At 38.9% G+C, this 13,581-nt stretch carries 9 protein-coding genes; 2 read left to right on the top strand and 7 right to left on the bottom strand.

Features of this window, described 5'->3' with window-relative positions:
* Positions 1-356: 356 nt before the first annotated feature.
* Together NGC85_RS04270 and NGC85_RS04265 are read left to right on the top strand one after the other, a co-directional pair.
* Positions 357-1,001, top strand: coding sequence for a YqiJ family protein (locus tag NGC85_RS04270; protein ID WP_254804945.1), 645 nt, complete (start codon positions 357-359; stop codon positions 999-1,001).
* Positions 1,002-1,029: 28 nt separating this feature from the next.
* Positions 1,030-2,739 (top strand): flotillin family protein, encoded by a 1,710-nt coding sequence (locus NGC85_RS04265; RefSeq protein ID WP_254804944.1) that lies wholly within the window; start codon positions 1,030-1,032, stop codon positions 2,737-2,739.
* Positions 2,740-2,984: 245 nt separating this feature from the next.
* Here the strand turns inward: NGC85_RS04265 and NGC85_RS04260 are convergent, their stop codons facing one another.
* The 7 genes from NGC85_RS04260 to NGC85_RS04225 form a co-directional block, all read right to left on the bottom strand.
* Positions 2,985-3,731, bottom strand: a complete 747-nt coding sequence (locus NGC85_RS04260; RefSeq protein ID WP_254804943.1) for an IS5 family transposase — start codon at positions 3,729-3,731, stop codon at positions 2,985-2,987.
* A 654-nt stretch (positions 3,732-4,385) separates the two neighbouring features.
* Positions 4,386-5,276 carry a succinate--CoA ligase subunit alpha gene (gene sucD / locus NGC85_RS04255; protein WP_003655479.1) on the bottom strand — a complete coding sequence of 297 codons (891 nt, stop codon included), beginning with the start codon at positions 5,274-5,276 and terminating at the stop codon, positions 4,386-4,388.
* 12 nt (positions 5,277-5,288) lie between these two features.
* A complete protein-coding gene (gene sucC, locus NGC85_RS04250; RefSeq protein ID WP_003655470.1) occupies positions 5,289-6,455 on the bottom strand; it encodes an ADP-forming succinate--CoA ligase subunit beta in 1,167 nt (388 codons plus the stop codon).
* Positions 6,456-6,596: 141 nt separating this feature from the next.
* Complete coding sequence (gene lpdA / locus NGC85_RS04245; RefSeq protein ID WP_005061841.1) at positions 6,597-8,030, bottom strand: dihydrolipoyl dehydrogenase; 1,434 nt, start codon at positions 8,028-8,030, stop codon at positions 6,597-6,599.
* 97 nt (positions 8,031-8,127) lie between these two features.
* Positions 8,128-9,336: a 2-oxoglutarate dehydrogenase complex dihydrolipoyllysine-residue succinyltransferase gene (gene odhB / locus NGC85_RS04240; RefSeq protein WP_005055651.1), complete on the bottom strand. Its 1,209-nt coding sequence runs from the start codon at positions 9,334-9,336 to the stop codon at positions 8,128-8,130.
* Positions 9,336-12,176 carry a 2-oxoglutarate dehydrogenase E1 component gene (locus NGC85_RS04235; protein ID WP_005061839.1) on the bottom strand — a complete coding sequence of 947 codons (2,841 nt, stop codon included), beginning with the start codon at positions 12,174-12,176 and terminating at the stop codon, positions 9,336-9,338. Before NGC85_RS04235 ends, odhB begins: the two co-directional genes overlap by 1 nt.
* Before the next feature lie 693 nt (positions 12,177-12,869).
* Positions 12,870-13,580 carry a succinate dehydrogenase iron-sulfur subunit gene (locus NGC85_RS04225; RefSeq protein ID WP_004664446.1) on the bottom strand — a complete coding sequence of 237 codons (711 nt, stop codon included), beginning with the start codon at positions 13,578-13,580 and terminating at the stop codon, positions 12,870-12,872.
* Between the last annotated feature and the right edge of the window lies 1 nt (position 13,581).

Genomic DNA, 13,581 nt, shown 5'->3' with positions numbered 1-13,581 from the left:
ATTTAATTTTCAATTCGATAGGCATCTTTCAATATCTAAACTAACATTTTTTGTCACTTATTAACATCAATTTACACTCCCTTACATGAATACCTATGAAGTTGGTCAGGTTTTTTAATAATATAGCGATGTAGGTTAGTAAACACTAATCTCATGACATTTCTCCTTTCAACCGAAACTGTTTTTACAGATTCGTTGTTCAACGCAGTGATCACCCCAATCATTGCGTTTTTTTTCGTTTGAAGAATAACAATTGATTTAGGTTGAAATTAAAACCAGTAACATTTAATCTTATAACTGATTTATTTTTATAAAAAATTTCTTAACGATTTCTAAAAGAAATAAGAGTATTACTGATGATATGGGATTTAATAACACATCCATCCAACATCGTTTTTAGCATATCTTTAATGTTGTGCCTATTTATTGGTGTGCTTGAGTTAATTCTATTAATGTTTGGTGGTAGCACCAGTTTTTTTGATCAATTTTTACCAGATAGTCTAACTGATGTTAATCACGCAGAAGTATCAGCAGAACATACTGAAGGTTTATTTACTCAGCTTTTAGAATGGCTATATATAGGTAAAGTTCCTTTGCTTATTTGGCTAATCATTTTTTTAACTGTTTACTCATTAACAGGATTAATCATTCAGGATATTTTTTACCAATTTACTGAACATTATTTATCAGCTTGGATTATCGCTCCCGCATGTTTATTTTTATGTATGCCTATAGTGCGTTTTAGTGCTGCTTTAATTGCTAAAATTATTCCTAAAGATGAAACAACTGCCATTCAGATTGATGACCTAATAGGTCGAACAGCTCAAATTGTTTTAGGTGAAGCAAAACCCAACTCACCTGCCCAAGCCAAAGTTAAAGATCAATTTGGTCAAATCCATTACATCTTAGTAGAACCTGAATTTGATCTGGTTTTTCATCAAGGTCAAGATGTGATTTTGACACAACGAACCAAAATTGGATTCCAAGCAATCGCTTGTTAATTTTTTTATATAATTTGAGGGTGTAGAAATGTTTAATTCAGCATTGACTGAAATTTTGATTATTGCAGGTGTGATTTTCGCTGCATTTATTTTTATTGGGGTAATTATTGCCCGCCTATATACCCGTTCAAGTAAAGAAGTCTCTTTTGTTCGTACTGGTTTTGGTGGCGAAAAAGTCATTTTAAATGGCGGTGCGATTGTACTTCCTGTGCTACATGAAATTATTCCAGTCAATATGAACACTTTACGCTTAGAGGTAAAACGCGCAGCAGATCAAGCGTTAATTACACGAGATCGTATGCGTGTGGACGTTATGGCTGAATTCTATGTTCGCGTCAAACCGATTGCTGAATCGATTGCAACGGCTGCCCAGACACTCGGTAGAAAGACCATGTCACCTCCTGAACTTAAAGATTTAGTCGAAGGAAAGTTTGTCGATTCACTCCGTGCCGTTGCAGCTGAAATGGCAATGGAAGAACTACATGAAAAGCGTGTCGATTTTGTGCAAAAAGTTCAGCAAGTCGTTTCCGAAGATTTATCAAAAAATGGTTTGGAGCTTGAAACAGTTTCATTAACTGGGCTTGATCAAACTAGCTTTAAATTCTTTAATCCACAAAATGCGTTCGATGCAGAAGGTTTGACCAAGCTGACTGAAACCATTGAAGATCGTCGTAAAAAGCGTAACGACATTGAACAAGATGCTGATTTAGCAATTCGTGCAAAAAACTTACAAGCAGAACGTGCACGTTTAGAAATCTCTCGTGAAGAAGAATACGCGAAGTTACAACAAGAGCGTGAAATCTCGATTCGTAAAGCTGAACAAACTGCAGAAATTGCCTCTCAAGAAGCAGGTAAAAAACGTGAAGCTGAAGAAGCTCAAATTGCTGCTGAACGTGAAGTGGAACTTAAACGTATTGCCTCTGCCCGTGATGTTGAGAATGAAAATATTCAAAAAGCTCAACTCATTCAAAAAGCTCAAGTTGAACAGAAAAAAACCATTGAGTTGGCTGAACAAGATCGTGCAATTGCCATTGCTGAAAAATCTCGTGCTGAATCAGAAGCCAAAGCCCAAGCCGACAAAGCCCGAGCTGAAGCGGTAAAAGCAGAAGAAGAAGTTGTGACTGTTCGTGAAACTCAACGTGCGGAACGTCAAAAAGCAGTCGAGCTGGTTGCAGCTAAACAAACGGCAGAGAAAGAAGCAATTGCGATTACGGTCGCTGCGGATGCAGGAAAGAAAGCCGCGGCCGATGAAGCAGAAGCAGTACGTATTGCAGCAGAAGCAGACGCTGAAAAGATTCGCTTAAAAGCGAAAGGTGAGGCGGATGCAAAAATCCTACTTGCTCAAGCGTTGGAAAAACAATATCAGGTTGATGCGGAAGGTGCGCGTGCGGTGAATGAAGCAGCCAATACTCTTTCTGCTGAACAGGTAGAAATGCAAGTTCGCTTAGCTTTGCTTAAACATTTACCTGAGATCATTCGTGAAAGTGTTAAACCAATGGAAAATATTGATGACATCAAGATTTTACAGGTCAATGGTTTAAGTAGCTTTGCGGGTGGCGGTACTGTCGGCAGTGATACGATTGAAAATGGTCAAACCTCTTTATCTGACCAAGTGGTTAATAGTGCCCTACGCTACCGTTCGCAAGCTCCGCTCATTGATAGCTTAATGAATGAATTAGGCTTACAAGGTGGCGATATCAATGGTTTAACGCAAGGGCTTAAACCAAAAGCTGAATAAGTATTTTCGATCTATAAAGAGCCTTTATTATGAGGCTCTTTTTATATAAAAAGAAGGAATAAAATGAGAACATATAGTTTTAAAGAAGCTTAAAAATATAAAATGACACATAAATTCAATGCTTTATATTTGAAATAAAAGTTAATTTCTTTAAATATGATGATTATGAGTTATGATAAATTCTTTTAAAAGCATTTGAAAATGGTTTCAATAGATCTGCGCTACTTCTAGGGTGTGTTGACATTTCATAGCGGTAGCCAAATAAATATACAGGCTAAAGCAACTGAATTTTCGTAGTTCCGCTTTAGCTTGTCATGACGTGTTGCAATTCCCCTAAATTGCTTGAGTCTAGCAAAGGTATTCTCCACTAAGTGCCTGATTTTATATAAGTGCCAGTCCATATAATCATTGTTCGATCGTGTATTGGATTTCTTTGGAATATTTGCTTTAGTCGCTGTTTTTTCTATCTGCTCTCTCAATAATTCTGAGTCATATCCTTTATCTGCACAAAGCACATCGGTATCTTTTAAATCAATGCTATCGACTAATGCAGGTGCAACACTCACATCATGGGTGGTGCCATCATGAATGAGAAATTGGATTGGGTTCCCATTTGAATCCACAGCTAAATGGATTTTAGTACTGTTTCCACCGATGCTTCTTGAAATAGCTTGATCCTTGAGTCCTGTAGCATGTTGATGTGCTCGAATATGGCTAGCATCAATAAACACCCATTCTAGATCAGCATGTTTTGATAATAATTTAAATATTTTTAGTAGCTTATTATCTTTAGACCACCTGGTGAATCGTTTAAATATGGTGTTGGACTTACCAAAAGATTCAGGTAAATCTCGCCAAGGACAACCTGTTCTAATTCTATAGAGAATGGCTTCAATAAAATTTCGAAGATTATGTTTGAGGTAGATCCCCAAATTGTGGACAATAGATTTCAGCTTTAACCAGTGTTGATCATTCAGCATTGTACGAGTCATAGCGAGGAGTAAATTTGGTTTGGCGATTGAATTTTACTTTCTCGCTATTTTTTTGCACAGCAAATGTCAACAGACCCTAATCAATTTACTTTTTATTTTAGATACCTAACAACAATGGGGTTAAGTTTAAATGGGGAATTTTGTATATCTTGGATTTTATTTATTGGCTTTATTTATCAGTACTTTTTTTGCTTATTTATCATATCGTAAGGCTATGATTCAATACGAATATAAAATATCTATATTCGCAATTTTACTTCCAACCATACTTCTTAACATCTTTTTGATAATTATTGGAACTTTAAGAGGAGAAAATATTTTTTTCTACTCTCTTATTTTGTTTTTAAACATAATAGGCCCATATCTTGCTATAAGGAAAGTAAGTAATTATAAGAATCAAATGTAACCTCTCCCTTTTACATAAGTTCTTTTTTAATCTATTAGTTCACAATCTCACAAATAGTACTATTTTAAACTGAATTTTTTCTCTATTACTATTAAGAATTAATTTGAAGAAAATACTTAGATCTAGAGTTAATAGATTAGATATCAATTTTTATTGATAAAATAAGTCTCTGCATATACCAACAATCTTACCAATAAAAAAACCCCAATGTCTCCATTGGGGTTTCTTAAAGATTAAAATCTAACGAATTACGCTAAACCTTTCTCTTTTAAAACTTGCAACATCGTTGAACCAAGCTCAGCTGGGCTACGCGTGTAAGCCATTCCCGCGCGTTCAAATGCAGCGAATTTCTCTTCAGCAGTACCTTGACCACCAGAAATAATTGCACCAGCGTGACCCATACGCTTACCTTTAGGTGCAGTTACACCAGCGATATAACCAACTACAGGCTTAGTCACGTTAGATTTGATGAATTCAGCAGCTTCTTCTTCCGCTGTACCACCGATCTCACCGATCATGATGATTGCATCAGTATCTGGATCGTCTTGGAACAATTGAAGCGCTTCGATCTGGTTCATACCTGGGATTGGGTCACCACCGATACCGATACAAGTAGACTGACCTAAACCAAGCTTAGTTGTTTGAGCAACAGCTTCATAAGTCAATGTACCTGAACGTGAGATGATACCAATACGACCTGGTTGATGGATGTGACCAGGCATAATACCGATCTTACATTCACCTGGAGTGATCACGCCTGGGCAGTTAGGGCCAACTAAACGAGTACCGTTACCATTAGTTTCTAAGTAGCGTTTCGCTTTAAGCATGTCGATAGTTGGAACACCTTCAGTGATCACAACGATCAGGCCAACACCTGAATCAACCGCTTCAACGATTGAGTCTAAAACGAATGGAGCTGGTACATAGATTACAGATGCATCTGCATTTGTTTCACGAACAGCTTCTTTCATTGTGTTAAATACTGGTAGGTCAAGGTGAGTTGTACCGCCTTTACCTGGAGTAACACCACCAACAACTTTTGTACCGTAGTCTAAAGCTTGTGCAGAGTGGAAAGTACCGTTTTTACCAGTAAAACCTTGTACCAATACTTTAGTGTCTTTATTAATTAATACGCTCATGATTGATACTCCTTACGCTTTAACTGCAGCTACAACTTTTTCTGCGGCATCAGATAAACCGTTCGCAGAAATTAATTTCAAACCAGATTCATCAAGTAATTTAGCACCTAACTCAGCGTTGTTACCTTCTAAACGAACAACAACTGGAACAGTTACATTTACTTCTTGAACCGCTGCAATAATTGCTTCAGCAATCATGTCACAACGTACGATACCGCCGAAGATATTAATTAAAACACCTTGTACAGAAGTATCAGCAAGGATGATTTTGAACGCTTCGATTACGCGCTCTTTCGTTGCACCGCCACCAACGTCAAGGAAGTTTGCAGGCTGACCACCATAAAGTTTGATGATGTCCATCGTTGCCATTGCAAGACCAGCACCGTTCACCATACAACCAATGTTACCTTCTAAAGCAACATAGTTAAGATCAAATTCAGATGCTTTTAATTCACGCTCATTCTCTTGAGACTTGTCACGTAAAGCAGCAACTTTAGGTAAACGGTAAAGCGCGTTAGAGTCGATACCTACTTTCGCATCTACACATAAAATATCGCCATTTTCACGAACTGAAAGTGGGTTAATTTCGAATAGTGCAAAGTCATTTTCAACAAATGCTTGATAAGCAGCAGCCATAATTTTTACAAACTGGCTGATTTGCTTGTCTTTCAAACCTAAAGCAAATGCAACTTCGCGTGCTTGGAATGGTTGTAAGCCAACGAGTGGATCAACTTCAACTTTGATAATTTTTTCTGGCGTTTCTTCTGCAACTTTCTCGATTTCTACACCACCTTCGGTAGAAGCCATGAAAGTAATACGACGGCTAGAACGGTCTACAACCGCACCCAAGTAAAGCTCACGCTCAACTGGATAAACGTCTTCAGCAACAATAATGCTGTTAACTGGTTGACCATTTGCATCTGTTTGATACGTTACTAAACGAGTACCAATGATGTTGTTAGCGAATTCGATAACATCTTCTTTTGATTTTGCAACTTTAACGCCACCAGCCTTACCACGACCACCAGCATGAACTTGCGCTTTCATTACAGCGAATTTACCACCAAGCTGTTCAAATGCAGCAACTGCTTCATCTGCATTGGTTGCCAAGATACCTTCTTGTACTGGCATACCATATTCTTTCAATAACGCTTTAGCTTGATACTCATGTAAGTTCATTTAGTTACCTACTATGTTGTTTGATGTGATACAACCTAGATATTTTTTTTAAACTAGGCTGTTACATATTGAGTAAATGATTGTCTTGTAAACCAATCATCATCATTCAAAAAAGTGTGGCAAAAGCCACACTTTTTATTTTTATTTACGTTTACGTTGAATCGCGTGGATTGCACGACCATCAACAGCAAGCGCAGCTTCGTGTACAACTTCAGAGAATGTTGGGTGACCAAAAGTCATCAACTGTAAATCTTCTACAGAAGATACAAATTCAAGTGCAATCATACCTTGATGTACGATGTCAGATGCGTTTGGACCAACAACATGCATACCTAACAGGCGATCAGTTTTTGCATCTGCAACGAATTTAACAAAACCAGCAGTATCACCAGCTGCTAAAGCACGACCATTGACCGCAAATGGGAATTGACCTGCTTTAACTTCGTGACCTTTTTCGACAGCTTGTTCTTCAGTTAAACCAACCCAAGCCGCTTCTGGGTGTGTGTAAATAACGCTGATAATCGTGTCATAGTTCACTTGAGCAGCATGACCGTGGATACGTTCAACTGCCATTACGCCCTCTTCCATTGCTTTATGTGCAAGCATTGGACCGCGTACTAAGTCACCAATCGCGTAAACACCTTCTACAGATGTTTGACATTGATCATTGACATCAACCAAACCACGCTCAGTCAATTTAATGCCTGAATCTTCAGCCAATAAACCTTCTGCATATGCTTTACGACCAACACAAACGATTAACTTGTCAAAAACTTGTTCTTTATCTTCGCCAGCTTGGTTGTATTTAACTGTTACTTCTTGACCATTGGTTTCAGCACCAGAAACTTTCGCACCGATACGAATATCTAAACCTTGTTTCTTCAAGATTTTTTGATATTCCTTCGCCAATGCTTTATCAGCCATTGGTAAGAATGCATCTAATGCTTCAAACACAACAACTTCTGAACCAAGACGACGCCATACCGAACCAAGCTCTAAACCGATAACACCTGCACCGATCACACCAAGACGCTTAGGAACTTCTGAGAATTTCAATGCACCAGTCGAATCAACGATTAAGTCTTCATCTACAGGAGCTACTGGAATATTTACAGGTACAGAACCAGTCGCAAGAATCACATACTTAGGTTCTAAAACTTGAACCTCACCCTCAAAAGGCGTGAACTCTACTTTTTTACCAGCAAGTAATTTACCAGTACCTTGTAACCACTCAATACCATTACCTTTCAGTAATTGAGCAACACCACCTGTCAATTGATCAACAACTTTGTCTTTACGCGCCAACAAAGTATCTAAATCAAATTTAACTTCACCTGTGGTAATGCCGTGTTCAGCAAGTTCGTGAAGGGTTGCTTCGTAACGGTGAGAAGAGTCAAGCAATGCTTTAGAAGGAATACAACCAACGTTTAAACATGTACCACCTAAAGATGGCTTACCATTGTGAATACGTTTTTCGATACAAGCGACTTTGAAACCAAGCTGAGCTGCACGAATCGCCGCTTCATAACCACCAGGTCCACCGCCAATAACAACAAGATCAAACTGTTGAGACATTTTTATCTCCAATTAATCCCCCTTAAGTCCCCTTCTTTCAAAAAGGGGCTTCCCCTCTTTACTAAAGAGGGGTTAGGGAAGATTTATAATTAATGTATTAAAGATCAAGAATGAGTTTAGCTGGTTCTTCTAACAACTCTTTGATTGTTACTAAGAAACCTACAGCTTCTTTACCATCGATCAAACGGTGGTCATAAGAAAGCGCTAAGTACATCATTGGCAAGATTTCAACTTGACCATTTACCGCCATTGGACGTTCTTGGATTTTATGCATACCCAAAATAGCTGTTTGTGGTGTATTCAAAATCGGCGTTGAAAGCAATGAACCGAACGTACCACCATTAGTAATCGTGAACGTACCGCCAGTCATGTCTTCGATACCTAATTTACCGTCACGTGCTTTATAAGCATAGTCACGGATACCGTTTTCAACTTCTGCATAGTTCATACGGTCAGTATCACGAAGTACAGGAACAACTAAACCACGTTCACTCGATACAGCAACACCGATGTCATAGAAACCGTGATAAACGATATCATCACCATCAATAGAACCATTCACTGCTGGGTAGCGTTTTAGTGCTTCAGTCGCAGCTTTAACAAAGAAAGACATAAAGCCTAAACGAGCACCATGACGTTTTTCGAAAGCATCTTTATATTGCTTACGCATTTCCATGATTGGCTTCATGTTCACTTCGTTAAACGTAGTTAACATTGCTGTTTGTTGTGTTGCAGCCAATAAACGCTCAGCTACACGCTTACGTAAACGTGTCATTGGAACACGTTTCTCAATACGCTCACCAACAGCAACGCTTAATGGTTGAGCTGATGCAGCAGGTTTAGCTTGATGACCAGCAACATCTTCTTTAGTGATGCGACCACCACGACCTGTACCTTGTACGTCAGCAGCATTGATACCTGTTTCAGATAATGCTTTGCGAACAGCAGGAGCTTGATCTTGAACTGGTACAACTGGAGCTGCACCTGCTTCTGTTTTAGCAACAGCTTGTTCAACTTGAGCTGGAGCTGAACTTTGTACTGCTTGAGTATCAGCAGCGCCAGATACTGCGCCTGCTTCAAACTGAGCAATCACTTCATCAGAAAGAACTGTGTCGCCTTCACCTTTAATGATCGCAACTAAGCTACCATCAGCAGGAGCAACCACTTCTAAAACAACTTTATCGGTTTCAATGTCACAGATCACTTCATCACGTGATACAGGTTCACCTACTTTCTTGTGCCAAGTTGCTATCGTACCGTCAGCAACTGACTCTGGAAATACCGGTGCTTTAATTTCGGTTGCCATTATTTAGAATCTCCTGATTGTTCAGCTTCAATTGCAAGTGCGTCATTGACGAGCTGAGCTTGTTGTTTTGCATGCAAGTATGGCGAGCCACAAGCAGGTGCGGCTGATGCTTCACGACCAGCATAGCTAATGCGAATTTGTTTACCAGATTTTAGAACGTCTTCATATAAGCGAGGAACGATGAATAACCAAGCGCCTTGGTTCTTCGGTTCTTCTTGCGCCCAAACAAGTTCTTGAATGTTTGGATAGCTTTCCATTACTTCAGCTAAACGCTGTTCTGGATATGGATATAATTGCTCAATACGAACAATCGCGGTGTTATCTAATCCAAGTTCACGACGTTTTTCGAGTAAATCGTAATAAACTTTACCGCCACAAAGAACTAAACGCGTCACGTCAGCTTTATTGATGTTATCAATTTCATCAATCACAGTTTGGAATGAACCGTTTGCCAACTCATCTAAAGTTGAAGTTGCAAGTTTATGACGTAATAGCGACTTAGGCGACATTACAATCAGTGGCTTACGAATAGGACGAACAGCTTGACGACGTAGTGCATGGAAAATTTGCGCAGGTGTCGTTGGTGTCATGACTTGCATATTATCTTCAGCACAAAGTTGCAAGAAACGCTCTAAACGTGCAGATGAATGCTCAGGACCCTGACCTTCATAACCATGTGGCAATAACATTGTAAGACCGCATACACGTTCCCACTTGGTTTCACCAGACGCAATAAACTGGTCAATCACAACTTGCGCACAGTTTGCGAAGTCACCAAATTGTGCTTCCCAAACAATTAAGCTTTTAGGCAAAGTTGTTGCATAACCATATTCAAATGCAAGTACGGCTTCTTCTGACAATAAAGAATCATAAACCGCTGTACGAGGCTGATTTTCTTTAATGTGACAAAGAGGAATATATACAGAACCATCAACTTGGTTATGTAATTTTGCATGACGATGAGAGAATGTTCCACGACCAACATCTTCACCTGTAATACGCACAAGGAAACCATCATCTAAAAGTGTTGCATAAGCTAAAGTTTCAGCAGCACCCCAGTTGAGTGGCATTTCGCCCGTTTGCATTTTTACACGATCATCAATCACTTTTTGTACTTGGCGTTGTAATACAAAACCTTCAGGTAATGTATTCATTGTTTTGCCAAGTTCTTTTAAACGATCGATGTTGAAGCTTGTGTCCCAAATATCAGTATATTCATGACCTAGATATGGGGACCAGTCCACGAACATCTTTTTGTTTGGTTCACGAACCAAAGCATTAGCAACATGATTACCTGCTTCTAAATCAGAACGATAGTCTTCTACCATTTGATCAGCAGTCGCACGATCAAGTACTTTTTCTTGTACCAATTGATCCGCATACAAAGTACGCGTTGTTGCTTTTTTATTGATGACTTGATACATCAATGGTTGTGTTGCAGATGGCTCATCTGCTTCGTTATGACCACGACGGCGATAACAGAACAAATCAAGAATCACATCTTTACGGAATTCATGACGGAAATCATGTGCAATTTGAGTTGCAAAAATAACCGCTTCAGGATCATCACCATTCACATGGAAAATTGGTGCCTGAATCATTTTAGCAACATCAGTACAGTATTCTGTAGAACGCGTATCGCGTGGATCAGATGTGGTAAAACCAACTTGGTTATTCACAATAATATGAACTGTACCACCCACCGTGTAGCCACGTGTTTGTGACATTTGGAAGGTTTCCATGTTCACACCTTGACCTGCAAACGCAGCATCACCGTGAACAATTAGCGGAAGTACATCGTCACCACCAATATCTTTACGACGAACTTGACGAGCACGTACAGATCCTTCAACTACTGGACCAACGATTTCTAAATGTGATGGGTTAAATGCCAAAGCAAGGTGAACTTCACCACCTGAGGTCATGACATTTGAAGAAAAACCTTGATGGTACTTAACGTCACCCGAACCTTTTTTGTGAATACTTTTACCTTCAAATTCACCAAAAAGATCAGCTGGATTTTTACCCATAATATTTACAAGTAAATTGAGACGTCCACGGTGTGGCATACCAATGACGACTTCTTTACAACCTACACTACCTGCACGTTGAATAAGTTCGTTAACCATTGGAATAAAAGACTCACCGCCTTCCACACCAAAACGTTTAGCACCAACGAATTTATTACCGAGGTATTTTTCTAAACCTTCAGCCGCTGTCAAACGCTCTAAGACGCCTTTTTTCTGATCAGCATTTAAATTATATTTACCGCGAACACCTTCCAAACGTTGTTGAATCCAACGTTTTTCTTTGGTATCTACAATGTGCATATACTCTGCACCAATAGAACCACAGTAAGTCGCTTCCATTGCCTCAATCATTTCCGACAATGTTGCTTCTGCTTTACCAATCGCAAGATTACCAGTATTAAATACGGTATCTAAGTCAGACTTGGTTAAGTTATGCGCGGATAAATCAAGATCAGGAACGTCTTCGCGTTTTGCAAGACCTAATGGATCAAGTTTCGCTTTTTGATGACCACGATTGCGGTAGGCAGCGATGAGTTGTAATACACCAATTTGACGACGCTCATGCTCTGTGCTTACAGTGCTTTGAACAACAGGTTGAATTCGGCTTGAATTACGACCTAAGAGGAGGAATTGCTCGCGCACACTGCCGTGTGGTTGATCACCTTTAGGGTATTTGTCGAAATATTCACGCCAATCCTCTGACACTGAGGTTGGAGATGTTAGGTACTGTTCGTAGAGCTCTTCGATATACGCTGCACTATCAGCGGAAAGTTCAGTGTCAAGACGCAATGCGTCAGCAACTTCTTGCATTTTTGGACCCATTTCCTATTGCAAAAAATAATACAGGTTGCCTTTTAAGCACACCCATGATTCATAATGTCAAATTGGTAACATGACATTACTACCCAAGATCATCCAACCTTGAGACATATCACTACACATCAGGAGTATTCCTTTTGATGTAATAAATGAGCTATGCGCTTTCAATTCAAAGCACATAACTCATCCTTATACTCGATAAAATCGAGCAATTTTTTGCAAATCATTTTAGAAAAATTAAATAAATTTTTAACTTTTCTAAAATGACTTTCGCAGAATAATTTTCATAAATCTCAAAGTTGCACTTTTCAGATAACTTTTAGAATATGCTCATTTTTCGCTTTCAGTTGTGGCAGAATCCTAACATGTTATTCAACTTGGATTGATTTTTTTGACACATACCATCTATAAAGCAGCTAAATACACGTCACTAATTATATTCTAATATACCGCCCTTTTTATAATAGTTGCATCTTTATAGACCAAAGTTAAACATTCGCTACAATTTTTGCACAAACACTATGCAGAGTGCTTAAAAATAGAACAGGCTCATGTTTTTATTTATTTTTTAAATTTATTTAGTAGAAAAACCAATAAGTAAAAAAACTCGTATTGACATAATTTAATCTTAAAAAAACGGGAGCTTCTTTCAAAGCTCCCGTCTTTTTCGTTAGAACATCCTGATTAACCAGCTTGATCCAACAACATATTACGAATGTGACCAATTGCTTTTGTTGGGTTTAAACCTTTAGGGCAAACTGATACACAGTTCATGATTCCTTTACAACGGAACAAAGAGAATGGATCGTCTAAACGAGCCAAACGCTCTTGTGTTGCTGTATCACGAGAATCAATAATGAAACGGTATGCATTTAATAATGCAGACGGTCCAAGGAACTTATCAGGGTTCCACCAGAATGATGGGCATGAAGTCGAACAACATGCACAAAGAATACATTCATACAGACCATCTAAGTGTTCACGTTCTGCTTGAGACTGTAAACGCTCTTTCGCTGGCGCTGGCTGATTGTTAATCAAGAACGGTTGGATTTTGTCATATTGATCGTAGAATTGATTCATATCTACAACCAAGTCTTTTACCACTGGTAAGCCAGGTAAAGGACGAATCACAATTTTCTCTGGTAAATCGTTCAAGTTCCACAAGCACGCTAAACCATTTTTACCATTGATGTTTACACCATCCGAACCACAAATACCTTCACGGCAAGAGCGGCGGAATGTTAATGATTCATCTTGCACTTTCAACGCAAGTAACGCATCAAGCAACATACGATGCTTATCGGTCAACTCAAGTTTGAAAGTTTGCATGTACGGCGCTTTATCCTTATCAGGATCATAGCGGTAGATTTCGAATGTACGAGTGCCTCTACTCATC

Source organism: Acinetobacter sp. Z1, assembly GCF_024296945.1.
Lineage (GTDB): Bacteria > Pseudomonadota > Gammaproteobacteria > Pseudomonadales > Moraxellaceae > Acinetobacter > Acinetobacter beijerinckii.
This window is presented reverse-complemented; position numbering and strand designations above follow the sequence as displayed.

Coding starts and splice junctions, on each gene's coding strand:
- NGC85_RS04235 (WP_005061839.1), bottom strand. CDS start 12,176: ATGCAAGAAGTTGCTGACGCATTGCGTCTTGACACTGAACTTTCCGCT.
- odhB (WP_005055651.1), bottom strand. CDS start 9,336: ATGGCAACCGAAATTAAAGCACCGGTATTTCCAGAGTCAGTTGCTGAC.
- NGC85_RS04265 (WP_254804944.1), top strand. CDS start 1,030: ATGTTTAATTCAGCATTGACTGAAATTTTGATTATTGCAGGTGTGATT.
- sucD (WP_003655479.1), bottom strand. CDS start 5,276: ATGAGCGTATTAATTAATAAAGACACTAAAGTATTGGTACAAGGTTTT.
- sucC (WP_003655470.1), bottom strand. CDS start 6,455: ATGAACTTACATGAGTATCAAGCTAAAGCGTTATTGAAAGAATATGGT.
- lpdA (WP_005061841.1), bottom strand. CDS start 8,030: ATGTCTCAACAGTTTGATCTTGTTGTTATTGGCGGTGGACCTGGTGGT.
- NGC85_RS04270 (WP_254804945.1), top strand. CDS start 357: ATGATATGGGATTTAATAACACATCCATCCAACATCGTTTTTAGCATA.
- NGC85_RS04225 (WP_004664446.1), bottom strand. CDS start 13,580: ATGAGTAGAGGCACTCGTACATTCGAAATCTACCGCTATGATCCTGAT.
- NGC85_RS04260 (WP_254804943.1), bottom strand. CDS start 3,731: ATGACTCGTACAATGCTGAATGATCAACACTGGTTAAAGCTGAAATCT.